Annotated in this window: 22 protein-coding genes; 13 read left to right on the forward strand and 9 right to left on the reverse strand. The window is 67.3% G+C overall.

Features of this window, described 5'->3' with window-relative positions; all coding sequences use genetic code 11:
* Nucleotides 1–3: 3 nt before the first annotated feature.
* The 4 genes from bcsB to V6W80_RS05280 form a co-directional block, all read right to left on the reverse strand.
* Nucleotides 4–2,238: a cellulose biosynthesis cyclic di-GMP-binding regulatory protein BcsB gene (gene bcsB, locus V6W80_RS05265; protein WP_338546067.1), complete on the reverse strand. Its 2,235-nt coding sequence runs from the start codon at nt 2,236–2,238 to the stop codon at nt 4–6.
* Complete coding sequence (gene bcsA, locus V6W80_RS05270) at nt 2,235–4,433, reverse strand: UDP-forming cellulose synthase catalytic subunit (RefSeq protein ID WP_338546068.1); 2,199 nt, start codon at nt 4,431–4,433, stop codon at nt 2,235–2,237. Before bcsA ends, bcsB begins: the two co-directional genes overlap by 4 nt.
* 2 nt (nt 4,434–4,435) lie before the next feature.
* Nucleotides 4,436–5,485, reverse strand: coding sequence for a cellulose synthase operon protein YhjQ/BcsQ (locus V6W80_RS05275; protein WP_338546070.1), 1,050 nt, complete (start codon nt 5,483–5,485; stop codon nt 4,436–4,438).
* A gap of 363 nt (nt 5,486–5,848) precedes the next feature.
* Complete coding sequence (locus tag V6W80_RS05280; protein ID WP_338546071.1) at nt 5,849–8,866, reverse strand: cellulose biosynthesis protein BcsC; 3,018 nt, start codon at nt 8,864–8,866, stop codon at nt 5,849–5,851.
* Between the two features lie 251 nt (nt 8,867–9,117).
* Here V6W80_RS05280 and V6W80_RS05285 point away from each other — a divergent pair, with 251 nt between their 5' ends.
* From V6W80_RS05285 to lipA, 12 genes are all read left to right on the forward strand, one after another.
* Nucleotides 9,118–10,377, forward strand: a complete 1,260-nt coding sequence (locus V6W80_RS05285; protein WP_338546072.1) for a glutamate-5-semialdehyde dehydrogenase — start codon at nt 9,118–9,120, stop codon at nt 10,375–10,377.
* Nucleotides 10,377–11,039 (forward strand): nicotinate-nucleotide adenylyltransferase, encoded by a 663-nt coding sequence (gene nadD, locus V6W80_RS05290; protein WP_338546073.1) that lies wholly within the window; start codon nt 10,377–10,379, stop codon nt 11,037–11,039. The genes V6W80_RS05285 and nadD overlap by 1 nt, the downstream gene beginning before the upstream one ends.
* Nucleotides 11,040–11,049: 10 nt before the next feature.
* Nucleotides 11,050–11,400 carry a ribosome silencing factor gene (gene rsfS, locus V6W80_RS05295; protein ID WP_017642516.1) on the forward strand — a complete coding sequence of 117 codons (351 nt, stop codon included), beginning with the start codon at nt 11,050–11,052 and terminating at the stop codon, nt 11,398–11,400.
* 5 nt (nt 11,401–11,405) lie between these two features.
* Nucleotides 11,406–11,873 carry a 23S rRNA (pseudouridine(1915)-N(3))-methyltransferase RlmH gene (rlmH, locus tag V6W80_RS05300; protein ID WP_007159668.1) on the forward strand — a complete coding sequence of 156 codons (468 nt, stop codon included), beginning with the start codon at nt 11,406–11,408 and terminating at the stop codon, nt 11,871–11,873.
* A 12-nt stretch (nt 11,874–11,885) separates the two neighbouring features.
* Nucleotides 11,886–13,793 carry a penicillin-binding protein 2 gene (gene mrdA / locus V6W80_RS05305; RefSeq protein WP_064307941.1) on the forward strand — a complete coding sequence of 636 codons (1,908 nt, stop codon included), beginning with the start codon at nt 11,886–11,888 and terminating at the stop codon, nt 13,791–13,793.
* A 44-nt stretch (nt 13,794–13,837) separates the two neighbouring features.
* On the forward strand, nt 13,838–14,941 hold the full coding sequence (gene rodA / locus V6W80_RS05310) for a rod shape-determining protein RodA (protein ID WP_085984320.1): 1,104 nt from the start codon (nt 13,838–13,840) through the stop codon (nt 14,939–14,941).
* A gap of 39 nt (nt 14,942–14,980) precedes the next feature.
* Entirely contained in the window at nt 14,981–15,985 is a 1,005-nt protein-coding gene (gene mltB / locus V6W80_RS05315; protein WP_017642513.1) for a lytic murein transglycosylase B, read from the forward strand.
* A complete protein-coding gene (locus V6W80_RS05320) occupies nt 15,985–16,974 on the forward strand; it encodes a septal ring lytic transglycosylase RlpA family protein (protein WP_064307939.1) in 990 nt (329 codons plus the stop codon). Before mltB ends, V6W80_RS05320 begins: the two co-directional genes overlap by 1 nt.
* Before the next feature lie 126 nt (nt 16,975–17,100).
* Nucleotides 17,101–18,261: a D-alanyl-D-alanine carboxypeptidase family protein gene (locus tag V6W80_RS05325; RefSeq protein WP_026084012.1), complete on the forward strand. Its 1,161-nt coding sequence runs from the start codon at nt 17,101–17,103 to the stop codon at nt 18,259–18,261.
* A 73-nt stretch (nt 18,262–18,334) separates the two neighbouring features.
* Complete coding sequence (locus V6W80_RS05330) at nt 18,335–18,610, forward strand: DUF493 domain-containing protein (protein ID WP_017642511.1); 276 nt, start codon at nt 18,335–18,337, stop codon at nt 18,608–18,610.
* Nucleotides 18,610–19,266 (forward strand): lipoyl(octanoyl) transferase LipB, encoded by a 657-nt coding sequence (lipB, locus tag V6W80_RS05335; RefSeq protein ID WP_338546074.1) that lies wholly within the window; start codon nt 18,610–18,612, stop codon nt 19,264–19,266. The genes V6W80_RS05330 and lipB overlap by 1 nt, the downstream gene beginning before the upstream one ends.
* A 1-nt stretch (nt 19,267) precedes the next feature.
* Nucleotides 19,268–20,266 (forward strand): lipoyl synthase, encoded by a 999-nt coding sequence (gene lipA / locus V6W80_RS05340; RefSeq protein ID WP_017642509.1) that lies wholly within the window; start codon nt 19,268–19,270, stop codon nt 20,264–20,266.
* A 116-nt stretch (nt 20,267–20,382) separates the two neighbouring features.
* Here the strand turns inward: lipA and pgm are convergent, their stop codons facing one another.
* A complete protein-coding gene (gene pgm, locus V6W80_RS05345) occupies nt 20,383–22,047 on the reverse strand; it encodes a phosphoglucomutase (alpha-D-glucose-1,6-bisphosphate-dependent) (RefSeq protein WP_338546075.1) in 1,665 nt (554 codons plus the stop codon).
* A gap of 163 nt (nt 22,048–22,210) precedes the next feature.
* The gene (locus tag V6W80_RS05350; protein ID WP_338546077.1) at nt 22,211–22,960 is read right to left on the reverse strand and encodes a sulfite exporter TauE/SafE family protein; all 750 of its coding nucleotides are present in this window, start codon (nt 22,958–22,960) and stop codon (nt 22,211–22,213) included.
* Between the two features lie 103 nt (nt 22,961–23,063).
* Between V6W80_RS05350 and V6W80_RS05355 the strand changes: the two genes are divergently transcribed.
* Complete coding sequence (locus V6W80_RS05355) at nt 23,064–23,963, forward strand: LysR family transcriptional regulator (RefSeq protein WP_338546078.1); 900 nt, start codon at nt 23,064–23,066, stop codon at nt 23,961–23,963.
* 45 nt (nt 23,964–24,008) lie between these two features.
* Here V6W80_RS05355 and V6W80_RS05360 read toward each other — a convergent pair whose 3' ends face one another.
* The 3 genes from V6W80_RS05360 to holA form a co-directional block, all read right to left on the reverse strand.
* Nucleotides 24,009–25,331: a lytic murein transglycosylase gene (locus V6W80_RS05360; RefSeq protein ID WP_338546080.1), complete on the reverse strand. Its 1,323-nt coding sequence runs from the start codon at nt 25,329–25,331 to the stop codon at nt 24,009–24,011.
* Between the two features lie 84 nt (nt 25,332–25,415).
* Entirely contained in the window at nt 25,416–25,577 is a 162-nt protein-coding gene (gene arfA / locus V6W80_RS05365) for an alternative ribosome rescue factor ArfA (RefSeq protein ID WP_007159657.1), read from the reverse strand.
* A gap of 89 nt (nt 25,578–25,666) precedes the next feature.
* Nucleotides 25,667–26,704, reverse strand: coding sequence for a DNA polymerase III subunit delta (gene holA, locus V6W80_RS05370; protein ID WP_017642504.1), 1,038 nt, complete (start codon nt 26,702–26,704; stop codon nt 25,667–25,669).
* Between the last annotated feature and the right edge of the window lie 16 nt (nt 26,705–26,720).

Genomic DNA, 26,720 nt, shown 5'->3' on the forward strand with positions numbered 1-26,720 from the left:
GGTCTAGCGCTCCAGCCGTTGACGGGCACGGGCACGCAGCGCCGCATAGAGTAGACCGGCCAGCAAGGCCACGCCCAGGGCGCTCAAGCCCAGCATCAACAGCGGGTGGCGAGCCAGTTGCCAGCGGACATAGAGCAGCGGCCCCAGGCTACCGATGTGATAGGTCTCGTCGGCCACCAGGCTCTCCACCTGCTGGCCGCGCACCGTGGCCAGGCTGCCCTGCAGCCCCTGGGCATAGTCTTCCCGGGTGGTGAGGGCGCGGCTGATGTCGGCCAGACCTTCGGGGCGGGCGGCGACCAGGGCCACCACGCTGCGACCGCTCCTGAGCGGCGATTCGAAGCCGGCGACGAAGGCCGTGCCGGCACCGCCACTGGCACTCAGGGCCGCGCGGTTGCGCGCCAGGCTGGCCGCGTTGTCACTGCTGAACCACTGGCGCACCTTGAACGCCAGGTCGGAAACCTCGAAGCGCTGGCCGTTGCCGGCGAAGCCGGCCGGCAACTGGGCGGCCCAGCGCTGCAGCAGCGGCTGGTCGGCGCCGCTGGCGATCAGCAGCAGGTCCTTGTCGGCCAGACCCTCGACCTCGCCCGCGCGGGCCACGGTGACCGCGGTGGCGGGATAGCCGGTGGAACTGCCGAAGCGGCCGAGCACGTTCAGGTAGCTGTCGATCTCCGCTGCGCTGGGCGCATCGGGCAGGATCACCGCGGTTTCGCTCAGATCCGCCAGGCGGGTGAAGGGAAAGCCGCTGTCCTTGAACACGCCCAGATTGGGCAGGGCGATGAAGTGCCGATAGCCGGACAGATCCAGGGTCGAGTCCGGTTCCAGGGTGCCGCGCATGTTGTCGATGATGACGTCGCGGCATTCACCCTGCTTGAGGTAGTCGTACATGAAGCGGAATTGCAGGCGGGCCTGCAGTGCCTCCCCATCCAGTGGCAGCCGCACCTCGGCCTCGCGGGGCAATTCCTCGTCCTTGATCAGACCCAGCAAGCCCTGGTCCAGGTGCTCCTGGGACGGCAGGGGGATGGACTGCACGAAGCGGTCGTTGAAGCTCACCAGCAGCGAGGAATTGGTCGCCACCGGCTGCGGGGTGTAGCGGTATCTGAGGTGCAGCGGCAACCCCTGGTTGCGCCAGAGGAACAGGTCCGGCGGCAGTCGCAGCGGCACGGTCACCGTTCCCGGCGCGTAGCCGGAGACAGCGAGCTCCTTGGGCGTCGCCAGCTCGCCCAGACGCACCGGTCGGTCGCTGGGCAGCCAGTTGGGCGCATCGTAGGGCTTGCGCGGTTGCAGCGCCTGCAGGGTCTCGATGGTCACGCCCTGGCCGGACAGGGTCTGGTGACCCAGGGCCACGGCGCTCGCGGCGCGCTTGAGTTCGTTGGCATCGCGCCCGGAGATCACCAGCAGCTGGCCCTGGGGATCAAAGGGGTTGACCAGGATGTCGACCCGCGCCGCCGTCGGTGCCGGCAGACTCAGGCCCAGGGTCTTGGCGCGCTCTTCGCTGGTGACCAGCACCACCGCATTGCCCTTGGCCGGCAAGGCGCTCTGGCTGCTGGGAAAGCGGGCGCCGCGATAGCTGGCCAGAGCGCTGAACCAGGACGACAGGGTGCCGGCGGCCTCCAGGGTGCCGTTGTCCGCCGCTCCGGCGATGACGAAGGGCAGCTCCAGCGGGCGGGCATCGCGGCGATCGAAGAACGGCTGCGGCAGGCGCGCCAGATCCGGCGCCAGGTCCAGGCGGTTGACCTGGATGTCCAGGCGGCTGCCGTTGCTCACCTTGGCCCAGAGACTGGAGTGCAGCGGGTCTTCGCACTGCATGGTGTAGTGGCCGATCAGCTGGATGCTCAGCCGGTTGAACTCGGTGATCAGCCGCGGCGGGATATCCACCACCCGGGTCTGGGGCGTGCCGGCGGTCTCCTTGGGCAGCGGAATGCTGGCGGCGACCTCGTCGTTGACCAGTACATTGAGCTGGGATAACTCCGGCAGCAGCGCCGGGGAATAGGTGTAGTTCAGCGTCACCTTGGCGGCGCTGACGATCTCGTCGGCACGGATATCGAAGCTGACCCCGTCGCGACTGTCGATGCCGCGCAGATTGAAGGGATAGACCGCGCCGAGCTGCTTGAAGCTGTTGTCGTAGCCGCTGCCGGCCATGGCCACGGCCACCGGGGGTGCGCTCTGGGCCAGGGTGATGGCGGGTGCGGCACCCAGGGTGGCGAGCAGGAGCGGGGCGAGACGAAGCGACACGGTCATGGGCGGTCCAGGGAGGCGGAAGAGGAGGGCGCCGTGCGCCGGGAAGGTCGGCTCAGGCGCCAGACGTTGCGATTGAGATCGGCGATGCCGCGCACGCCGATCAGACTGACCTCGCGCAGCGAGCCCAAAAGGGAGTCCGGGCGATGATTGCCCCAGGCCTCGGCCCAGAGATCGGCGCGGGAAAAGGTCATGCGCACCAGCTCGCGCTGTTCGGTGACGCTGAGCTCGGCGAAGCGGGTGCCCACAGCGCCGGCGCGGCTGAAGGCCACGGTGGCCGGGAAGCGGCGGCTGCGACCGTCGCGGCTGAGTTCCACCTCGACCGCGCTGCCCTCGGGCACCTGCACACCCTCGGGTAGCTGCAGGCCAACGCCGCTCTGGGAGAAGTCCAGGGTAGTGCACGCCAGGCGGCTGCCATCGGCGAGGACGAGTCCGGCCGGCAGGGCGGCGGCCACCCGCGGTTCGGCGCGTACCTGGCGCGTCTCGCTCGCCACGGCCACCGCAGCACTGGCGATCACCAGGTTGTAGAGGGTCCAGACCAGATTGATGGCCACCGTGGTCACCGCTTCGGGATCGCCGAAGAACAGCCGACCGATACCCACCCCCAGACCGAGCAGATTGAGCGCCAGCAGCACGATGTAGGGCCGTGCCAGCTCCCAGTCGAAGTAGTCGCGGGCGATGATGCCGCCCTTGTCGGTGACGTTGAACTTGCCCAGCCGCGGGTTGATCAGCGCCAGCAGCGTGGGCCTGAGGATGTACCAGGCCAGCACCGTCTCGTAGACCTCGTTCCAGAAGGAGTGGCGGAATTCGCCCTGGATGCGCGAGTTGGTCAGGTTGGAATGCAGCACGTGGGGCAGCACATAGCAGGTGATCAGCAGTGCCGAGGCGTGAAAGATCTGCGCGCTGAACAGCAGATAGGCCAGTGGCGCGGTGAGGAACACCAGGCGCGGCAGACCATAGAAGAAGTGCAGCATGGCGTTGAGGTAGCAGAGCCGCTGGCCGAGGGCGAGGCCCTTGCCCAGCAGCGGATTGTCCATGCGAAAGATCTGCGCCATGCCGCGTGCCCAGCGGATGCGCTGGGCGATATGGCGCGACAGGCTTTCGGTGGCCAGACCGGCGGCCTGGGGAATGCCCAGGTAAGCGGTGTTGTAACCGAGCCGATTGAGCTTGAGCGCGGTGTGGGCGTCTTCGGTCACCGTCTCGGTGGCCACGCCGCCGACCTCTTCCAGCATGGTGCGCCGGATCACCGCGCAGGAGCCGCAGAAGAAGGTGGCGTTCCACAGGTCGTTGCCGTCCTGCACCAGCCCATAGAACAGTTCGCCCTCGTTGGGCACGGTGCGAAAGGTCTTGAGGTTCTTCTCGAAGGGATCCGGGGAAAAGAAGAAGTGCGGCGTCTGCAGCATGGCCAGCTGCGGATCCTTGAGGAACCAGCCCAGGCAGACCTGCAGGAAGGAGCGCGTCGGCACGTGGTCGGCATCGAAGATGGCGATGTACTCGCCATCGGTCACCTTGAGCGCTGCGTTGAGATTGCCGGCCTTGGCATGCTCGTTGTTCTCGCGCACCAGGTAGGAGACGCCAGCGGTCGCGCAGAAGTGGCGGAAGTCCTCGCGGCGGCCATCGTCGAGCACGTGCACCCGCAGCTTGTCGTGCGGCCAGTCGATGGCCTGGGCCGCCAGGATCGACAGCTTCACGATGCTCAGGGCTTCGTTGTAGGTGGGGATGAAGACGTCCACGGTGGGCCAGGCGGCCGGATCGGCCGGCAGCGGCACCGGTGTGCGGCGCAGCGGCCAGATGGTCTGCAGATAGCCGAACACCAGCACCGCCAGGGCATAGAGCTCGGCGGCCACCAGCCCGTAGCCGAGCACCATTTCCAGCGGCGTCTCGAAGCCCAGGGTGCTGGTCAGGCGCCAATAGAGGTAGCGCAGCGACGCCAGCAGCGACAAGAGGATCAGCGCGATCACCGGCAGCCGCCCGGGCAGCCGGCGCAGCAGCAGGGCCGCGACGAAGCAGCCGACGGCGAACAGCGCCTGCTCTTCCAGCGCCAGGGGTACGCTCACCAGCAGGGCGCCCAGCAGCGCGGCGGCCGTCCAGGCGAGCAGCTGCAGCCAGGCCGGCGCCACCGGCGTTGCGGGCGGGACGTCGGCACTGCGCGCCGCGCGGCGCTGGCGAACCTGATCCAGGCGGTCGAGAACGCTCATGGCTAGGAAGGCGCCGCGTAACGCAAGGCCGGTCGCAGCTCGCCGAGCAATTCCCGGCCCAACTCGGCGAGGCCGTGCGCCCAGGCGTCCTGGACGCTGGCCAACCCCTGGCCCAAGGCCAGTGCCTGCTCCAGGTCAGGACTTTCCGGCAGTACGCCGAGAAGGCGGTCGCCCCAGGAATGCGCCACGATGGCAGCGATGTCCTGACTCAGGGGACGTGCGGGATCGACCCGGTTGAGCAGGTGCAGCGGATGGACCTGGCCGGTGCAGTGCTGCCACTGGCGTTCGAGGCGCGGCAGACTGGCATAGCCGGTCGCATCCGCGGTCGTCACCCCGAGGACCCGGGTGGCCAGGGCCAGCGCCTGACGAGTCAAGGGCGTCGAGCCCGTGGGGCAGTCGAGGATCACCAGGGTGTCGGCCGGGACGTCGAGTGCCTGCAGGCGCCGCGTCAGCCACTGGGTGTCGGTGGCCAGCGCCCGTTCCAAAGCCTGCAGATCCAGGTCGTCGGGGGCGCCGAAGGGCACCAGGCGCAGGCGATCGTCCACCGCCAGGCAGGCGGAGAGCGGAGCCCTGATCGAGCCGGTGGTGGACGAGGCTTCCTGCAGCAACAGCGAAGACAGCACGTTCTGACTGTCCAGCTCCACCAGCAGCACCGCCTGGCCGCTGCGGCTCAGTGCCTGGGCCAGGCCTGCGGCGATGACCGTCTTGCCGGTCCCGCCCCGGGCCGAGGTCAGTGCCAGCACCGGACCGGCCAGTGCCGGTCGCGAGCGACTCAGCGCCTGATCCAGCGCAGCGACCGCCTGGCTGGCCTGGCGGCTGCTGTGCAGCTGCGCCAGCTCCCGCGACAGCGGCGGCAACTCGCCTGGCTCGGCCTGAACGACAGGCTCGGCAAGCGCCCTGACCGCTTCGACCGGTGCACGTGGGGACGGCAGCGGCGCAGCCGTCGAGACCGCCTCATGCAACTCCGCTTCGGGCGCCTCGAATTCCTGGTAGCGCTGGGGATCACCGCCGAAGGAGCGGAACAGATTGGCAATATCCAGCGAACGGACCATGGCTGATTCCGGGAGGTTGAGGGGCTGGGCGGATGCTTGACGTCAGATTAATGGCTAAAAGCCACCAGGCGTCATTTTTGCGAATACTGTCACGCGGGATTCGTGACGCACCAATTGAAAATGCGTATGCGGGCATTGCAGCGGAGCGAACGGATAGTTGCGCTATTCGCCCCTGTCTTGCGGCAATGGTTGGATGACCTCGACGCCCCGTCAACGCCATGTCTGGTGCGGTTCGGACGAAAGGCGCGGCCTGGGGATGGGGCGGTCGAAGCGACGACGAATGTGGGGATGAGCGGTCGTTTCGGCGGCGAAGGAAGGATGCCGCAGGGTAAGAAAAAGGCCCGCGGGTGCGGGCCTTTGTGCTTATTCCTCGTTGCGCGAACGGTAGGGCTGCGGCCGCGAGAGTTGCGGTCGGCCTTCCTGCTCTTCGAAGAAGTAGCGCAGATAGAGGTTGCCGTTGACGTCGCGCTCGTCCTGGGCATTGTCCATACCCAGACGGCCCCCCAGAGCGAACTGCCCGCTGAGGCGGTATTCGCCGTTGGCCGAGAGGCTGTAGGCCACGCCGGTCTTGCTCTTGCTGCCGTATTGGCCTTCGCCGGCGGCTTCCGCGGCCGCCTGCAGGGCGGCGTCGTCGGGATAGCGATCCGCAGCGTCCTGGCGAATGGTCTGCACGCCCAGCATGCCCTGCACCTGATAGGCCCAGAGATCGCCGCGCTGCGCCCACACCAGGGGCACGCCGATGGCGAAGTAGCGCTGTGGACTGAAGTAACCGCCATGGCCGTAGGTCAGGTGATTCTGGTTGTTGTCGTAGCCGATCGCGGTGGCCGAGAGGCCCACGGTGAACAGGCTGTCCGGGCCATTGCGCAGATAGTAGTAGACGCCGGTGCCGATCTCGAAGCGGTCGTTGTCCTTGACGTCATGGCCAGTCAGGCGATGGGCCGCGCCGTAGATGTAGGAGCCGTAGCGCCCGTCGTCGTATCTCAGCCGCGCCAGGCCGCCATTGGCGGTGACGCCGCCCCACTCCTGGCCGGTGCGCGGATCGCGGATGCCGCCGTAGGAGGCCAGGGAGTCGGTCACCGAACGCCGCGACACGCTCAGGGCATAGAGCAGGTTCTCGCTGAGGCTGCTCAGCGGGCGTTCCAGGGTCGCGCCGCCGACCACGGTGCTGTATCTCAGGCCCACCGGCGAGACGCCGATATCGCCCTTGAGGCCGCGCCCGGCGTCTTCCACGGCGATGGATGCCGCCACGCCGTTTTCCTTCTGGCTGCCCTCGCTGCTGCTGTCGTTGATTCGCGTCGGGGTGACACGCACGGCCAGGCGCTGGTCGCCGGCGGGGAAGGAGATCTCCAGCGGCGCGCTGACGGTGGTCTGACGCGAACTGCCGCTGGGATCGTAGCTGCGTACGCTCAGACCCTGGGTGATGCGGATGCTGCGCTCGCGCTGCAACTGGCCGAGGATCTGCTCGGTGGCCAGGCTGCTCGACAGGCTGCTGGTGGGCACCACGGACAGGTCGTTGAAGGGGTTGTTGGCAGCCTTCTGCGCCTGCAGCGGATCGCTCCAGGCGTAGTCGGCGCCGCCGGCGTTGCCACCCGCGGCGGCCGGAACGGCGGCCAGGGCGTCATCGCTGCGGGTCTGCCCGGGTAGGGTGGCGAAGGGATTGTCGCTGGCACCGGCGGCGCGGGCCGCGGATTCGCGATCCTTGCGCTCCACCTGTACCACCTGCTCCAGCAGGCCGGTCGCGGTACCGGCCATGCCGATGTCGCGATAGAGCAGGGCGGCGCGGCGCAGCACCTGGGGATCGCTCTGGCCGAGCTTGACCGCCTGATCCAGATACTGGCGGGCGGTGACGCTGTCCTGGGACTTGGCGGCGATCTCGGCGGCGCCCAGGTAGAGTTCGGCGTCCTTGGGCTGGTCGCTGAGCACGTCGCGATAGAGCTGGCGGGCCTTCTGGGTGTCGCCACTGGCCAGGTACATGCGCGCCAGGGCGGCCTGGGCGGCCTTGTCGTCGGGACGGGCCTTGAGCGCCGGGGCCAGGGTGTCGTAGGCGGCGGCCAGCTTGCCCTGATCGGTGAGGCGATCGGCCTGGCGGATGCGATAGCGGGCGAGGAGGTCGTCGTACTGTTGCTTCTCGCCACTGTCGAGTACCACGCCCTGCAGGTCGCGCAGGACGTTGCCCACGGTCTGGTCCTGGTTCAGCTGTAGCTGAATGCTGGCGTAGTGCAGCTGCATGGCGGGCGCCGGGCGGGTATCGCCGGAGATCATCGGCTTGAGCAGGGCCAGACCGTGTTCGGGATCGCCAGCGGTGGCGAAGGCCTCGGCCAGATCGCCGATCAGATCCGGATTGCGCCCGGCGCGGGCTTCCAGGCGCTGCATCAGGCTGCGCGCTTCCTCGCGGCGACCCTGCTTGGCCAGGGCCACGGTCTCGGCCAGTTGTTCGTTGAAGGTGATGCGCGCGGCCAGGGCGTTCATATCCGGCGAACGCTGCGCCTGGGGAATGCGCATCAGGGTCTGCATGGCGCGCGGGTATTCACCCAGCTCGTTGGACAGCAGGGCGCTGGCATAGAGCACCTCGGGGCGCTGGGCGCCATCCTTGACCAGACTGTCCACCAGATCGCGGGCGGCGCGCGGCCGGCCCTGACGGACCTCCAGGCGGGCCTGGGCCAGGCGCAGCCAGGGATCTTCCGGGGCTTCCTTGCGGGCCTGTTCCAGCAGGCGCGAGGCGCCCTGCAGATCGCCCCGCGCCTCGGCGGCTTCGGCCTCCTGCATGGCCTGGCCGGCGCGCAGGCGATCCAGGCCCTTGACCTGATTCTTGGCGCTGGGCTGCAGATTCTTGGTGAGTTGCAGGGCTTCTTCGGTGCGGCCCAGCTCGTTGAGCGCGGCGATGCGCCCATAGTAGGCGTCGACGTTGGCCGGCTCGCGCATCAGCACCTGGCGGTAGGTGGCCTCGGCCAGTTCCCATTGGCGCTTCTGGCTCTGGATGCCGGCGAGGAACAGCTGCGCCTCGACCGCTTCGGGCTTCAGCCGGATGGCTTCGACGCTGAGATCCCGCGCCTGGTCCAGCTCGCGCTTGTTCTCGGCCGCATGGGCGCGTTCCAGCAGGTGGTGGTAGCGCGCCTCGTCCAGCGCCGGCTGCCAGGTCTTACCGCCTTTCTGTACGGCCTGGGTCAGCAACTGCTCGGCATCGGTCCAGCGCTGCTGCGCCAGCCGGGCACTGCCCAGCTTGCCCAGGGCATCCGGATCCTGGGGCGTCTTCTTCAGCTGGGCTTCCAGCGCCTGGACGGCGGCCGCGGTCGGCGCGGCGTCGGCAGCGGCGGCCCAGGTCGCGTCGGCATGGATCAGCAGGGCGAGCAGACCAAGGGACAAGGTGAGGTGCTTGGGCATGGTTCTTTCCGTGAAGGCTGGTAGGCGTCGCTGCAGCACCTGGCGCAGAGCTGGAACGATTTCGGCTATTAGGGAATAGCTGAACGCAAGCTGAACGGCAAATACAGCCGCGGATGATTCCCGACAGGCCGTGGCGAGTCAACCAAATCGCGCAGGCGAATGCCATGGCCAAGCCCCTCGGCGCTGGCCGCGCAGGGCCCGGCGACGCTATACTCTGCGGCTTTCCCACCGTCTTTCGCAGGCCGCCGACCATGACCGAGTCCGTCTCCGCCTACATGACCCGTCTTGGCCAGGCTGCCCGTGCCGCGTCGCGGGTCCTTGCTCGTACGTCCACTGGCCAGAAGAACCTGGCGCTGAGCGCCATTGCGGATGCCTTGGGCGAAGATCGCGAGGCGTTGGTCGCAGCCAATGCCGAGGATGTCGTCGCGGCCACAGCAGCGGGACTCGAGCCGGCCTTGCTGGACCGGCTGACGCTGACGCCGGCACGGATCGACGCGATGATCAACGGTCTCAAACAGGTTGCCGCCTTGCCCGATCCCGTGGGCGCCGTTCGCGACCTGAGCGCTCGGCCTTCCGGTATCCAGATCGGCAAGATGCGCGTGCCGCTGGGGGTCATCGGCATCATCTATGAATCTCGTCCCAACGTGACGATCGATGCGGCCAGTCTCTGCCTGAAGTCGGGCAACGCGACCATCCTGCGCGGCGGCTCGGAAGCCATTCGCTCCAATCGCGCCATCGCGGCCTGCATTCAGAAGGGCCTGGCGAAGGTCGGATTGCCCGCCGCAGCGGTCCAGGTGGTGGAGACCACCGACCGGGCTGCCGTCGGCGCCCTGATCACCATGCCGGAGTTTGTCGACGTCATCGTGCCGCGGGGTGGCAAGAATCTGATCGAGCGCATCAGCAACGATGCCCGCGTCCCGGTGATCAAGCACCTCGACGGTATCTGCCACGTCTATGTCGACGAGGCGGCCGACCTTGCCAAGGCCGAGTCCATCGCCTTCAACGCCAAGTGCTACCGCTATGGCATCTGCGGTGCCATGGAAACGCTGCTGGTCGATGCCAAGGTGGCTGAAACCTTCCTGCCGGCCATGGCGCGCCGCTTCGAAGAGAAGGGCGTGGAACTGCGGGGCTGCGAGCGTACGCGTGACCTGATCCAGGCCCTGCCCGCCACCGAGGCCGACTGGTCCACCGAATACCTGGCACCCATTCTGTCGATCCGCATCGTCGAGGGTCTGGACGAGGCAATCGAGCATATCAACCACTACGGCTCCCATCACACCGATGCGATCGTGACGGAAAATCTCGGCCGTTCGCGACGCTTCCTCGCCGAAGTCGATTCCAGTTCGGTCATGGTCAATGCGCCGACCTGCTTCGCCGACGGCTTCGAATACGGCCTGGGCGCCGAGATCGGCATCTCCACTGACAAGCTGCACGCCCGCGGGCCGGTGGGCCTGGAAGGACTGACCAGCGAGAAATACGTGGTCTTCGGCGACGGTCACGTCCGCAGCTGATGAGCAGCCTGCCCACCCGCATCGGCTTGTTCGGCGGTACCTTCGATCCCGTGCACATCGGCCACCTGCGCGCGGCGCTGGAGGTGGCCGAAGCCTTGGCGCTGGACGAGCTACGGCTGATTCCCAGCGCCCGGCCGCCCCATCGCGAAGCGCCCAGCGTCTCCGCCGAGGATCGCCTAGCGATGGTGCGCCTGGCGGTGGCCGACGTCGCGACCCTGGTGGTCGATGACCGGGAACTGCGCCGGACGCGCCACTCCTATACCATAGAGACCCTGGAAAGCCTGCGCGCCGAACTCGGCGATGAGGTGCAGATGTTGCTCATGCTGGGCTGGGACGCCTTCTGCGGCCTGCCAGGCTGGCACCGCTGGCGCGAATTGCTGGAGCTGTGCCACATCCTGGTCCTGCAACGACCCGACGCCGACAGCGAGCCCTGCCAGGAATTGCGTGATTTCCTGGCGGCGCGCAGTCAGCCCGATCCCCAGGCCCTGAAGGGGCCGGGCGGGCAGATCACCTTTATCTGGCAGAACCCGCTCGCGGTGTCCGCCACCCAGATCCGCGGCCTCTTGGCTACCGGGAAGTCCATCCGCTTCCTGGTGCCCGATGCCGTGCTTGACTACATCCGGACGCACGGCCTCTATCCGGCGTCCTCCGAACCGAGGTAAGAGCTACACCATGCAAAGCGAACAACTCGTCCAGGTGGCCATCGCCGCCCTGGAAGACATGAAGGCGCAGGACATCATCTCCCTGGACGTCCGTGAGAAGACCAGCGTAACCGACATCATGGTCATCGCCAGCGGCACCTCCAGCCGCCACGTCAAGTCGCTGGCCGACAACGTGCTGGAAAAGGTCAAGCAGCAGGGCGTGCGTCCGCTGGGCAGCGAAGGCTTGGAAGGCGGCGAATGGGCGCTGCTGGACCTGGGCGACGTGGTCGTCCACGTGATGCTGCCGACCACCCGCGAGTTCTATGACCTCGAGCGCCTCTGGCGCGGTGCCGAGCAGAGCCGCGCCGCCCAAGGCGAATAAGTCCGGTGCGCCTGCGTCTCATCGCCGTCGGCTCGCGCATGCCGCGCTGGGTCGAGGAGGGCTGGCACGAGTACGTCAAGCGTCTACCGCCGGAACTGCCGCTGGAACTCGTCGAGATCCCACTGCAGACCCGCGGCAAGAACGCCGACGTCGCCCGGCTGATCCGCCAGGAGGGTGAGGCCATGCTGGCCAAGGTGCAGCCGGGCGAGCGCGTGGTGACCCTGGAGGTCACCGGCAAGCCCTGGAGCACCGAGCAACTGGCTGAAACACTCCAGCAGTGGCGCCTGGAGGCCCGGACCGTCAACCTCATGGTCGGCGGCCCCGAGGGCCTCGCGCCCGAGGTGCAGGCCCGCAGTGAACAGCGCTGGTCGCTCTCGCCGCTGACCCTGCCGCATCCGCTGGTGCGCATCCTCGTCGGTGAGCAGCTCTATCGCGCCTGGACCGTATTGGCCGGCCATCCGTATCACAAGTAGTCCGTACCTGCGATGTCGCAACCCATACGCCTCAAGGACCACGAGAAAGACGCCCAGCTCGTCCGCGCCCGCGTGACGATCGGGGCGGTGATCTTTCTCGCGCTCGCCTGCGTACTGGTGGCGCGCATGTACTACCTGCAGGTCATCCAGCACGACTACCATTCGACCCTGTCGGAAAACAACCGGGTCCATGTCCAGCCGATCCCGCCCACCCGGGGCCTGATCTACGACCGCAACGGCATCATCGTCGCCGACAACCGTCCCAGCTTCAGCCTGACCATCACCCGCGAGCGGGCCGACAACTGGCGGCAGACCCTCGATACCCTGGTGCAGGTCCTGGGCCTGACCGAGGAAGACCGCGAGCTGTTCGAGAAGCGCATGAAACAGGGCCGGCGTCCCTTCGAGCCGGTGCCGGTGCTGTTCGAGCTGACCGAGGAGCAGATCGCCAAGATCGCCGTCAATCAGTTCCGCCTGCCCGGGGTCGAGGTGACGGCGCAACTGGTGCGCCACTATCCCATGGGCGAGCACTTCGCCCATTCGGTGGGCTATGTCGGGCGGATCAACGAGCAGGAGCTCAAGCGCCTGGATCCGGTCAACTACAGCGGCACCCACCACATTGGCAAGACCGGCGTGGAGCGCTTCTACGAGCCCGAGCTGCACGGTGAGGTAGGCTACGAAGAGGTGGAGACCAATGCCCGCGGCCGGGTGCTGCGGGTGCTCAATCGCACCGACCCCAAGCCGGGCAAGGACATCGTCCTGACCATCGATTCGCGCCTGCAGGCCGCCGCCGAAGCCGCCCTGGGTGGGCGCCGTGGCGCCATCGTCGCCATCCAGCCCAAGACCGGCGAGGTGCTGGCCATGGTCAGCCAGCCGAGCTACGACCCCAATCCCTTCGTCACCGGGATCAGCTTCAAGGAATATTCCGAGCTACGCGACTCCATCGATCGCCCGCTCTACAACCGGGTGCTGCGTGGCCTCTATCCACCCGGTTCGACCATCAAGCCGGCGGTGGCCATCGCCGGTCTCGACAGCGGTGCCACCACGCCCCAGGCGCGGGTCTTCGATCCGGGCTACTACGAGTTGCCCAACTACGATCACAAGTACCGTAACTGGAACCATGGCGGCGACGGCTACGTGGATCTGGACATGGCGCTGATGAGATCCAACGACACCTACTTCTACGATCTCGCGCACAAGATCGGCATCGATCGGCTTTCCGAGTACATGGGCAAGTTCGGCCTCGGGCAAAAGGTCGCCCTGGACATGTTCGAAGAGGCACCGGGCCTGATGCCCTCGCGCCAGTGGAAGCGTGCCACCCGCCGCCAGGCCTGGTTCCCCGGCGAGACGCTGATCCTCGGTATCGGCCAGGGCTACATGCAGACCACGCCGCTGCAGCTGGCCCAGGTCACCACCCTGATCGCCAACCATGGCAAATGGATCCGCCCGCACCTGGCCAAGAGCCTCGATGGCCAGCCGCCGGTGGACAGCAATCCCATGCCCGACATCGAGCTCAAGGATCCCAGCTATTGGGATCGCGCCATCCACGGCATGGAAATGGTGGTGCAGAATCCCCGCGGCACCGCGCACAAGATCAACGTCGGTGCCCAGTACCGCATCGCCGGCAAGAGCGGCACGGCCCAGGTGGTCGCCATTCGCCAGAACGAAAAGTACAACTCGGCGGCGCTCAAGGAGCGGCATCGCGACCACGCCCTGTTCGTCGCCTTCGCCCCGGCCGACAATCCGCAGATCGCCGTGGCGGTGATGGTCGAGAACGGCGAGTCGGGCAGCGGCGTGGCCGCCCCGGTGGTGCGTCAGGTGCTCGACGCCTGGCTGCTCGATGAGCAGGGCCATCTCAAGGCCGAGTACGCCAAGCCGACCACCGCCGGGGCCACCGCCGCCGCGACCAAGGTGCAGCCATGAGTCTCGCTCCCAACTTCGATCGCACCATTCCCGAAGGGGACGTGATGAAGCGGCGGGCTACCCTGCTGCAGCGCCTGCACATCGACGGCCCTCTGCTGATCCTGCTGCTGATGCTGGGGGCGACCGGGCTGTTCGTCCTCTATTCCGCGGGCGGGCGTAATCTCGACCTGCTGTTCAAGCAGGCCAGCTCCTTTGGCCTCGGGCTGGTGGCCATGGCTGTCGTCGCCCAGCTCGAACCGCGCTTCATGGCGCGCTGGGTACCCCTGGGCTATGTGGTCGGCGTGGCCTTGCTGGTGGTGGTGGACGTCATGGGCCACAACGCCATGGGCGCGACCCGCTGGATCAACATTCCCGGGGTCATCCGCTTCCAGCCGTCGGAATTCATGAAGCTCTTGATGCCCATGATGATGGCCTGGTACCTGTCCAAGCGCAGTCTGCCGCCGAACTTCAAGCACAGCCTGATCAGCCTGTCGCTGGTGGTGGTGCCCTTCGTGCTGATCCTCGACCAGCCCGACCTCGGCACCGCCATGCTGGTGCTGGCCTCGGGCGGCTTCGTGCTGTTCGTAGGCGGCCTGCAGTGGCGCTGGCTGATCGGCGCGGTGAGCGCCGCGGTGCCCTTGGCGGTTGCCATGTGGTTCTTCGTGCTGCACGACTACCAGAAACGCCGCGTGCTGACCTTCCTCGATCCGGAAATGGATCCGCTGGGCGCCGGCTGGAACATCATCCAGTCCAAGGCCGCCATCGGCTCGGGCGGGGTGTTCGGCAAGGGCTGGCTGCTGGGTACCCAGTCTCATCTGGATTTTTTGCCGGAAAGTCACACGGACTTTATCATTGCCGTCCTCGGCGAAGAGTTCGGCATGGTCGGTGTCTGCCTGCTGCTGGTGCTCTATCTGCTGCTCATCGGTCGCGGCCTGACCATCACCGTGCAGGCCCAGACGTTGTTCGGCAAATTGCTCGCCGGCGGCGTGACCATGACCTTCTTCGTCTATGTCTTCGTCAACATCGGCATGGTCAGCGGCCTCCTGCCCGTGGTGGGTGTCCCGCTGCCATTCATCAGTTATGGCGGCACCTCGGTGGTCACCTTGCTCACCGGGTTCGGAGTTTTGATGTCGATCCACACGCACCGCAAGTGGATCGCCCAGGTTTAACACGCAACAAAGAAGGGTTAGATGCCGACAATGGGATGGATGCGTCGCTGCTTGCAGAGCCTCGGGCTCGCCACGGCGATGGGCGTGACGACCGGTGTCGTCGCGGGTGACTACGACACGGCACCGCTGACGCGCGACTTCATCGCCGAGATGAGTCAGAGCTATGGCTTCGCCCCGGAACAGTTGCAGGCGCTGTTCGGCGAAGTCGAGCGCAAGCAGGCCATCCTCGACGCCATCTCGCGACCGGCCGAGCGGGTCAAGCCCTGGAGCGAATACCGCCCCATCTTCATCACTGATAGGCGCATCGCCCAGGGCGTCGACTTCTGGAAGACCCACGAAGAGGCGCTGGCCCGCGCCGAGCGCGAATACGACGTGCCGGCCCAGTTCATCGTCGCCATCATCGGCGTGGAAACCTTCTACGGTCGCAATACCGGCAACTACCGGGTGCTGGATGCGCTCTCGACCCTGGCCTTCGACTATCCGCCGCGCGCGCCCTTCTTCCGCAGCCAGCTGCGTGAGTTCCTGCTGCTCGCCCGCGAGCAGCAGGTCGATCCGCTCAGCCTGACCGGTTCCTATGCCGGGGCCATGGGCCTACCGCAATTCATGCCGGGCAGCTTCCGCGCCTATGCGGTGGACTTCGATGGCGACGGCCACATCAACATCTGGTCCGATCCCACCGACGCCATCGGCAGCGTGGCCAACTACTTCAAGCGCCACGGCTGGTCCGGCCGCGGGCCGACCGCCATTCGCGCCCAGGTCAGCGGCGAGCGGGTGGAGGAGGGCGTGGTGGCCGGGATCGAGCCGGTCAAGAGCGTCGCCGAGCTGCGCGCCCTGGGCTGGAACGCTCAAGACCCTGCCCTGCGTGACGATTTGCGTGTAACCTCGTTCCGCCTCGACGGAGACAAGGGACCGGAGTACTGGATGGGCCTGCCCAATTTCTACGCCATTACCCGATACAACCGCAGCGTCATGTACGCCATGGCGGTGACCGATCTGGCGAACGCCATCGCCGAGCGCCATGCCGCGGAGGGTGCCAAGCCGTGATGCGTCTGACTGCCCTGGCGCGCCTGGCCGGCTGCCTGGGTCTCGGCCTGTTGCTGGTGAGTTGTTCCAGCCAGGCGCCCAAGCCGACCAGCAAGGGTGTGGCCGGGCCGGGTGGCTACCTGCGTCCGCACCGTGACGGTGCGCCCTGGTGGGACGTGGACGTCAGCCGCATTCCTGACGCCGTGCCCATGCCCTACAACGGGCCGCTGAAGAACAATCCCTACACCGTGCTGGGCAAGACCTATTTCCCGCTGACCGACTCGCGCAACTACCGCGTGACCGGCACCGCCTCCTGGTACGGCACCAAGTTCCACGGCCAGGCCACCGCCAACGGCGAGACCTACGATCTCTACGGCATGACCGCGGCGCACAAGACCCTGCCGCTGCCCAGCTACGTGCGGGTCACCAATCTGGACAACGGCCGCAGCGTCATCCTGCGCGTCAACGACCGCGGACCTTTCTATTCCGACCGGGTCATCGACCTGTCCTTCGCCGCCGCCAAGAAGCTCGGCTATGCCGAGATCGGCACCGCCCGGGTCAGCGTCGAAGGCATCGATCCGCAGCAGTACTGGGCCCAGCGCGGTCAGGCGGTGCCCATGGTGCTGGCCCAGCCGCGCCAGGCGCCGGTGGCCCAGAAGACCACCGAGACCCAGACCTTCGGCGCCATCGAGACCTATACGCCACCGGTCAACCAGCACGCCGAGCCGGTGACGCCCGCGGCCGTCGACGCAAAAAAAAACGTTTCTGCCCCAGCCGCTGGGCTCTATCTGCAGGTGGCGGCCTTCGCCAATCCGGACGCTGCGGAATTGCTCAAGGACAAGCTCAGCGACCTGACCGGTGCCCCGGTGTTCATCAGTTCGACGGTGCGCAACCAGCAGACCTTGCATCGGGTCCGCCTCGGACCGGTCCAGCCGGCTGAGGTCCCCCAGCTCCAGAACAGCGTACGCGTGGCCCGCTTGGGTCAGGCGTCTCTCGTGCAACCGGATTGAAGCAGGGATGCTTCATGACGCCCAGTCGCCGGCCCCGGCCGTCGTGATCCCCCTCGCGGGGATCGACGTGGACCGTGCGGTCTGGGTCCGCTGCTCCTGCCATACCCCAACCTTTCAGAGATTCGGATGACAATCGCAAAACTCGCTCGACGCCTGCTCCTCCTAGTAACGATCGCCTGTGTCCCGGCCGTCTGGGCGGCCGAGACCATGGTCCCGGCGGCGCCCCAGCTGGCCGCCAAGGCCTGGATTCTCATGGACGCCAACAGCGGCGCCGTGCTCACCGAATCCAACTCCGACCAGCGCCTGCCGCCGGCCAGCCTGACCAAGCTGATGACCGCCTACATCGCCACCCTGGAAATCAACCGGGGTCGCATCAAGGAATCGGACATGGTCACCGTCAGCGAGCACGCCTGGCGTACCGGCGGTTCACGGATGTTCATCAAGGTCGGCACCCAGGTGTCGGTCGGTGACCTGCTGCACGGCATCATCATCCAGTCCGGCAACGACGCCAGCGTCGCCCTGGCCGAGCACATCGCCGGCAGCGAAGACGCCTTCGCCGACATGATGAACACCACCGCGCAGAAGCTGGGCATGCAGAACACCCACTTCATGGACGCCACCGGCCTGCCGGATCCGAACCACTATTCCTCGGCCCATGACATGGCCATCCTGGCGCGCGCCATCATCAACGCCGATGCCCAGCACTACGCCATCTACTCCCAGAAGGAATTCTTCTGGAACAACATCAAGCAGCCCAACCGCAACCTGCTGCTGTGGCGCGACAAGACCGTCGACGGCCTGAAGACCGGCCACACCGACGAAGCCGGCTACTGCCTGGTGGCCTCGGCCGTTCGCGATGGCATGCGCCTGGTCGCCGTGGTGTTCGGCACCAACAGCGAACAGGCCCGTGCCGCCGAGACCCAGAAGCTGCTGACCTACGGCTTCCGCTTCTTCGAGACCCAGTCCTTCTACAAGAAGGGCACCGAACTGGCCAAGGCGCCGGTGTGGAAGGGCGACGCTCGTGAGGTCCAGGCCGGTCTGGCCAACGACCTGACCATGACCCTGCCGCGTGGCCAGGCCAAGAAGCTGCATGCCGAGATGGTGCTCAATCCGCAGCTGACCGCTCCCATCGCCCAGGGCCAGGTGATCGGCAAGGTCGAGGTTAAGCTGGATGACAAGGTGGTGCACACCGCCGACCTGGTCGCCTTGCAGCCGGTCGAGGAGGGTGGCCTCTTCCGTCGCCTGTGGGATAGCATTCGCCTGTTCTTCTACGGATTGTTCAACTGATCCGTTGTCCTGGAAAGGCCCGCGCTCGCGGGCCTTTCACCCCCTGCCGACCGTGATCGGCCTGGAAGTCCGCATGACCGAAGACGTACAACCCCCCAAGATCGAATTTCCCTGCCCGCGCTATCCCATCAAGGTGATCGGCGATGCCGGTGCCGATTTCGCCGAGCTGGTGCTCGACATCGTCCAGCGCCACGCGCCGGACCTGGATCGCGGCACCCTGGTGAGCCGTGACAGCCGCAACGGCCGCTTCCTCTCGGTGCAGGTGCTCATCACCGCCACCGGCGTGGACCAGCTGCAGGCCATCCACCAGGACCTGCGCGCCACCGGCCGCGTGCACATGGTGATCTGATGATGGCTTCCGCCCCGGCCAGCCTGGGCGTGCGCCGCTGGGGCCTGCGGCCCTACGCGGCGACCCTGGAGGCCATGCGTCGCTTCACCGACGAGCGCGGCCCGGCCACCCCCGACGAACTCTGGCTGCTGCAGCACCCTGCGGTCTTCACCCAGGGGCAGGCCGGCAAGCCCGAGCACCTACTCGCCGTGGGCGACATTCCGGTGGTGCAGGTCGATCGCGGCGGCCAGGTCACGTACCATGGACCCGGTCAGCTCATCGCCTATGTGCTGCTGGATGTTCGCCGCAAGGGCCTGGGCGTGCGAGAATTGGTCAGCGCCATGGAAGACAGCCTGATCGCGCTGCTCGCCGACTGGGGTGTGCAGGCCGCTGCCCGGGCCGATGCGCCAGGCGTCTATGTGGATGGCGCCAAGATCGCCTCCCTGGGCCTGCGCATCCGCAATGGCCGGTCCTTCCACGGCCTGGCGCTCAACGTTGACATGGATCTGGCACCCTTCCGCCGGATCAACCCCTGCGGTTATGCCGGCCTGGCCATGACCCAGCTCCGCGATCTGGTGACCGGGCCACTAGCTTTCGACGAGGTCCGCGAGTCTCTGGTCCGTCACCTGAGTCTGCGCCTGGGCTACCCCGAACCGATCACCCTGGAATCGGATTGACATGACCACTACAGTACAAGACAGCGTCCAGACCCTTACCCCGCCCGCCCGCCCCAACAAGGTGGAAGCCGGCGTCAAGTTGCGCGGCGCCGAAAAGGTCGCGCGCATCCCGGTAAAGATCATTCCCACCGAGGAGCTGCCGCGCAAGCCGGACTGGATCCGCGTACGCATCCCGGTCACCCCCGAGGTCGAGCGCATCAAGCAGCTGCTGCGCAAGCACAAGCTGCACAGTGTCTGCGAAGAGGCCTCCTGCCCGAACCTGGGCGAGTGCTTCTCCGGTGGCACGGCCACCTTCATGATCATGGGTGACATCTGCACCCGTCGCTGCCCCTTCTGCGACGTCGGCCACGGCCGGCCGAAGCCGCTGGACGTGGACGAGCCGAAGAACCTGGCGGTGGCCATCGCCGACCTGGGCCTCAAGTACGTGGTGATCACCTCGGTGGACCGCGACGACCTGCGCGACGGCGGTGCCCAGCACTTCGTCGACTGCCTGCGCGAGATCCGCAAGCTGACCCCCGGCATTCAGCTGGAGACCCTGGTGCCCGACTACCGCGGCCGCATGGACGTTGCCCTGGCGATCACCGAGCAGGAGCCGCCGGATGTCTTCAACCACAACCTGGAGACCGTCCCGCGCCTGTACAAGGCCGCGCGCCCGGGTTCGGATTTCGAGTGGTCGCTGGACCTGCTGCAGAACTTCAAGAAGCGCGTGCCCCACGTGCCGACCAAGTCCGGCCTGATGCTGGGTCTGGGCGAGACCGACGAGGAAGTCATCGAGGTCATGCAGCGCATGCGCGAGCACGAGATCGACATGCTGACCCTCGGCCAGTACCTGCAGCCCTCGCGCAACCACCTGCCGGTGCAGCGCTTCGTCCACCCGGATACCTTCGCCTGGTATGCCGAAGAAGGCGCCAAGATGGGCTTCAAGAACGTCGCGTCCGGTCCGCTGGTACGCTCGTCCTACCACGCCGACCAGCAGGCCCACGGCACCAAGATCAACTGATCCTGGCGTCGTCATGGAAAAGGGCAGCCCAGTGGCTGCCCTTTTCCATTGCGGAGATGAACCCCTCACCCCGACCCTCTCCCTTTGGGAGAGGGTCGGGGTGAGAGCGCGCGCCGTCAGCCGCGCAGCACGCCATCCACCAGCGCCTTGGCTTCTTCCTGGATGCGACCCAGGTGGGCTTCGCCCTCGAAGCTCTCGGCGTAGATCTTGTAGACGTCCTCGGTACCCGAAGGACGGGCGGCGAACCAGCCGTTCTCGGTGACTACCTTGAGGCCACCGATGGCGGCGCCATTGCCGGGGGCTTCGGTAAGGATGGCGGTGATCGGCTGGCCGGCCAGCTCCTTGGCGGTGACCTGGGCGGCGGACAGCTTGCCGAGACGGGCCTTCTGCTCGCGGTCGGCGGCAGCGTCGATGCGCTGGTAGACCGGTGCGCCGAAGCGCTCGGTCAGGGCCTGGTAGCGCTCGCCCGGGTCCTTGCCGGTCACGGCGGTGATCTCCGCGGCCAGCAGGCCGAGGATGAGGCCGTCCTTGTCGGTGGACCAGGCGCCGCCGGCCTTGCGCAGGAAGGACGCGCCGGCGGATTCCTCGCCACCGAAGCCCAGGCTGCCATCCAGCAGGCCATCGACGAACCACTTGAAGCCCACCGGCACTTCCACCACCTGGCGGCCAATGCCCTGGGCCACGCGGTCGATCATCGACGAAGACACCAGGGTCTTGCCGATGCCGGCCTGCTGGCTCCACTGCGGACGATGGGTGAAGAGGTATTCGATGGCCACCGCCAGGTAGTGGTTGGGATTGAGCAGGCCCACCGAGCGGGCGACGATGCCGTGGCGGTCGTGATCGGTGTCGCAGGCGAAGGAGACGTCGAATCTGTCCTTGTTCTCGATCAGGCCGGCCATGGCGTGGGGCGAGCTGCAGTCCATGCGGATCTTGCCGTCCCAGTCCAGGCGCATGAAGCGGAAGGTCTGATCGACACGGGTCGACAGCACTTCCAGCGGCAGGCCATAGCGCTCGGCGATGCGCGGCCAGTAGTGCACCCCGGCGCCGCCGAGGGGATCGACGCCAAAGGTCAGGCCGGAGCCACGGATGGCGTCCAGGTCGATGACCTGGCCCAGCCCGCTGACATAGCGGTCGAGGAAATCGAATCTCTGGGTAGTGGCAGCCTTGAGCGCCTGGCGGTAATCCATCCGCTTGACACCTTCCAGACCGTTCGCCAGCAGGGCATTGGCACGGTCCTGAATCCATTTGGTGACGTTGGTGTCGGCCGGGCCGCCATTGGTGGGGTTGTACTTGAAACCGCCATCGGCCGGCGGGTTGTGCGACGGGGTGATGACGATGCCATCGGCCAGGCCCGAGCTGCGGCCGGCGTTGTATTCGAGGATGGCGTTGGACAGCGCCGGGGTGGGGGTGTAACCCGGTTCGCCGTTGGTCTCGGCGCAGCCGGCGTCGATACGGACGTCCACGCCGTTGGCGGCCAGGACTTCCAGGGCGGAGATGAAGGCCGGCTCGGACAGCGCATGGGTGTCCATGCCCATGAACAGCGGACCGTCGACGCCCTGAGCCTGGCGGTATTCGCAGATGGCCTGGGTGATGGCGAGGATGTGCCACTCGTTGAAGCTGCGCTTGAGCGAGGAACCGCGGTGCCCGGAGGTGCCGAAGGCCACCTGCTGACCCGGATCGCTGGGGTCGGGGCGATCGCTGTAGTAGCGTGCCACCAGGCGCGGCAGATGGGTCAGGTTGTTCTCGTCGGGGAGGCGTCCTGCATTGGGAGCGAGCGTCATGAAAGCGTCCTGTATACGTCGGGAAAGGGCAACGGTCGGGCAAGGGGGCCGGGTCTGAAGGCTAACCGCTGTGCGGCGACCGTTCAGCTACGCCCATAGACCGTGACGCCCGCCGAAGGTGCAGCCTACACCGGCTGGGCCAGGCTGCACTGTGATGACGGGCTCAGCCAAGATAGCCCAGGCGCAGCAGATAATGCAGGACGGCGTAGGCACCCAACAGCAGCAACCCCCCAAAGAACAGCCGGCGGAACAACTGCTCGTCGAGTCCTTGACGCACGCGCTGGCCCACCCACATGCCCAGGAGGGCCGGCAGCAGCAGCAGGCTGGAGGCGCCCAGGCGTTCTATGGCCAGCGCGTCCTGCCACCAGAGGCCGATCAGCAGCGCCAGGGAGGCCACGGTGAAGGTCAGGCCCAAGGCCTCGATCAGCCGTTCCTTGTCCAGGGCCAGGCTTTGCAGGTAGGGCACCGCCGGCAGTACGAAGATCCCGGTCATGCCGGTGATCAGACCGGTGACGAAGCCCACCAGGGGCGCGATCTTGCCCTCGTGGCGGCCCGGCACGGGCGGCCGCCAGCCGGTCCAGCCGATCAGGCCATAGGCGACCAGCACCGCACCGAGCGCGGCGGCGAGTCCGGCGCTATCGCTCCCGGTCAGCAGCGGGATGCTGAGCAGGGTACCCGGCACCAGTGCCAGTTGCAGCAGCAACAGGCGTTTGACGCTCTGCCAGGGCGCGGGGCCGGCGCAGAATTGCCAGACATTGGTGAGCAGGGACGGGATCAACAGCAGGGCAGCGGCTTCGGCCGGGGTCATCAGCAGCGCCAGCAGACTCATGGCGACGGTGGGCAGGCCCAGGCCGAGCACACCCTTGGTCAGTCCCGCCAGCACGAAGATCAGGATACAGAGCAGCAGGGTCATGGTCGTCTCCTCGGGTGGAGGCGTTACCATGGGCTCCAGGACCCTGGGTGAGAAGCCGGGATTGGCGAAGGCTGCCTAAGGTCCATACAGAGGCTTTGAGGCGATGCGCTACGACCTGCTCGACCTGCGGCTGTTCCTCCATGTCGTGGAAGCGCGCAGCATCACCCTGGGCGCCGAACGGAGCCACCTAGCGTTGCCCTCGGCCAGTGCCCGCATCAAGGCCCTGGAAGACAGCCTGGGCACGCCGCTCCTGGTTCGTCATGCGCGTGGCGTGCGTCCCACACCGGCCGGCCTGACCCTGGAGCGCCATGCCCGGGCGATCCTGCTGCGGTTGGACGAGATGGCCCAGGATCTTGCCGGCGCGGTGGCCAGCAGCCGCACGCGGGTGCGTTTGTTGGCGAATGGCGCCGCGCTGATGGAGCACCTCGATGAGCCCCTGGCGGTTTTCCTCCAGGCGCAGCCCAGGGTGGATGTGGAAGTCGAGGAATTGCCGAGTTCGCGCATCGTACCGGCGCTCCGCGAAGGCCGTGCCGACCTGGGCCTCTTCGTCGCGGCGCCGGAGGTGGAAGGGCTGCACGTCCGGCCCTTCCGGGCGGACCCCCTGGTGCTGGTCGCAGCACCGGGACGCGTACCGCTGGCCACGGGTGAGGCGATCGAGTTCGCGCGGTTGCTCGAACAGCCCTTCGTCGGTCTGTCGCGTGGCAATGCCTTGCAGCTGCATGTGGAAGCCCAGGCGGCGCAGTGGGGGCGGGAGCTGGCGATCCGTATCCGGGTGCCGAGTCCGGCCCAAGCCTGTGCCCTGGTCGCCCGGGACCTGGGCGTGGCCATCCTGCCCGCGGCGAGTCTGGTCCAGGCGGAAAAGAGATGGGTACTGGCCAGCCATCCGCTGAGCGATGCCTGGGCGCGTCGGGAGCTGGTGGTGGGCTGTCGGGATTTCGCCGAACTGTCGCCAGCGGCAACGGCCCTGCTGGCGGTGCTGGTGGGAGAGGCGCGCTACGCCTGACGCTCGACGACCCGCTCCTGGCTGAGGTACGGGTCGTCGAAGGCCTCAGCCGCGCAGTTTTTCCAGCAGCTGGTGATTGGGATAGCCGTCGGCGGGCCAGCCCTGGGATTGCTGGTAGGCGCGGATGGCCTTGCGGGTGTTGGCGCCGATGATACCGTCGGCACTGCCCGGGTCCAGCCCCAGGGCAGCCAGGCGCTGCTGCAGTTCGACCCGCTCGCTACGGCTCAACGGCAGGTCATCGGTGGGCCAGTTGCCGGCGATCTGGCCGGCGTCGCGATAGCGCTCCGAGAGCAGCGCCACGCCCAGGGCATAGGAGCTGGAGTTGTTGTATCTGAGGATGGTGCGGAAGTTGTTGAACACCAGGAAGGCCGGACCGCGATGGCCGGCGGGCAGCAGCAGCGAGGCGCTGTCGCTGGGCTGGGCGGCCGGTTGCGGCAGGCCGAGGCCCTGGATGCCCAGGGCGTTCCACTCGGCCAGGCTCTTGCGCACGCCCATGTCGGCCAGGCTGTAGTCGAAGTTGGCCGGGACCCGGACCTCGTAGCCCCAGGGCTTGCCGTCCTGCCAGCCGGAGGCCTTGAGGTAGTTGGCGGTAGAGGCCAGGGCGTCGGCGGTGGAGCCCCAGATGTCGCGGCGACCGTCGCCGTCGAAGTCCACCGCGTACTGGTCGTAGGTGGTGGGAATGAACTGGGTCTGGCCCATGGCGCCGGCCCAGGAGCCGATCATGCGGTCGGCGGTGACGTCGCCGTGCTGCAGGATGCCAAGGGCGGCGATGAGCTGGTCCTGGGCGAAGTCCGGGCGGCGACCTTCATAGGCGAGGGTAGCCAGAGAGCGGATGACGCCCTTGTTGCCCATGTTGTTGCCGTAGTTGCTTTCCATGCCCCAGAAGGCCACCAGGCGCGCTGGCTCGATGCCGTAGCGGGCTTCCAGGGAGGCCAGCAGCCCGGCCTGCTGGATCAGCAGGCTCTTGCCGTTGCGCACCCGCAGGGGCGAGACGGCGGATTCCAGGTACTCCCAGACCGGCTTGGTGAATTCCGGCTGGCTGCGATCGGCGGCGATCACCGCCGGATCGGGTTGCACGCCGGCAAAGGCCTGGTCGAAGGTAGCGGCCGAGATGCCCCGGCCCAGGGCCAGGGTACGAAAGCGACTGCGCCATTGCTCGAAGCTCTCATCCGGTTGCGGCAGGGCCTCGGCCGCCGAGGCGGGGGCATTGGCCGCGGGTGCGGGTTTGGACGAGGCGGGTGAAGAGGGCGCCGCGGTGGGCGTCGTCTGGGTCTGGGCGCAGGCGGCCAGGGCGGCGGTCAGCAGGGTGACCAGGGTTCCGGCGAGGAGGCCGCCGGTCTTGAATCCGCGGGTTTTCCCGAATTGCATCTGTCTCCACCGGACGTCTAGGCAGGAAGGCTCACCTTAGCACGGCCCGGGTCCTGACGTCTGTCAGGCGTCTGAGCGCGGCTTTCAGGCGGCCAGAAAGACCGAAGCCTTCTCGTCTTGCAACGAGAAGGCTTCGCGGCGGTAGCTGCCTTTGCCCTTGGCGGGCTTTTCCTGGCGGGCGCGATAACGGGGATCGCTGACGAGGACCTTGGCCTTGTTGGGGCCGCGGCTGTATTTCTTGGCCATGAGTGCGTGCTCCGAGGGGTGGGGACTCCCCCTTGATGGGGGCACGCCAGTCTATTGCAAGGGCCGGCCATTACAAGCGCCGGCCAGCGCTAGGACCTGGGCAGGGCCAGTCGCTTGCCGGCGAGCGTCAGGGCCAGGCTGGCCAGCGTCAGCCAGACCTCGCCGGGCGCCTGGCCCTTGATCTGTTCGTCGGCGACCTGGGCCTCGCGCAGCAGGGCTTCCAGGCGGCGGGCGCCCTGGCGCTGCAGGGCGCGGCTGACCAGGGGGCGACGCTTGTCCCACACCGGCGGCTTGACCTGGGTGAAGGCGCGCTCCAGGGGCGTACCGCTTTCCTGCAGATGGGCCAGGTTGGCCAGCAGCCGCAGTTCCCGGGCCAGGGCCCAGAGCACCACGGCCGCCTCCACGCCTTCGCCACGCAGGCCTTCGAGAATGCGCAGGGCGTGCTCCGCATCGCCGGCCAGGGCGGCATCCAGCAGGCCGAAGACGTCGTAGCGGGCACTGTCGGCCACTGAGGCACGTACGGTCTCGGCGTCCACCTGGGAGCCTTCGATGAGCAGGCGGAGCTTTTCGATCTCCTGGGCGGCGGCCAGCAGATTGCCTTCCACCCGCTCGGCGATCAGTTCGACCGCTTCGGGGGTGGCGGCCAGCCCCAGGCGCGACAGGCGCTGGTTGATCCACTGCGGCAACTGCGCCAGTTCCACCGGCCAGATCTGCACGAATTGCGCCTGCGGGTGCTCCAGCAGGGCCTTGGCCCACTTGGTCTTCTGGGCGGCGGCGTCGAGGCGCGGCAGGCTGATCAGCAGCAGGGTGTCCTCGGCCGGGCGGGCGAGGTAGTCGAGCAAGGCAGCGGAGCCCTTGTCGCCGGGCTTGCCGGTGGGCAGGCGCAATTCGAGGATGCGCTTCTGGGCGAACAGCGAGAGGCTGGCGCCGGCCTCGTAGAGACGACCCCAGTCGAAGCCGGCATCGACGTCGAAGACCTCGCGCTCGTCGAAGCCCTGGGCGCGGGCCGCGCCGCGAATGGCATCGCTGGCTTCCTGGCAGAGCAGGGGCTCATCGCCGCTGACGGCATAGACGGCGGCCAGCGAGCCCTGGAGCTGCTTGCCCAGCTGATTGGCGTTGAGTTTCATGCTGAACCGGAAGGGC

Source organism: Pseudomonas benzopyrenica, from assembly GCF_036884265.1.
GTDB lineage: Bacteria > Pseudomonadota > Gammaproteobacteria > Pseudomonadales > Pseudomonadaceae > Chryseomonas > Chryseomonas benzopyrenica.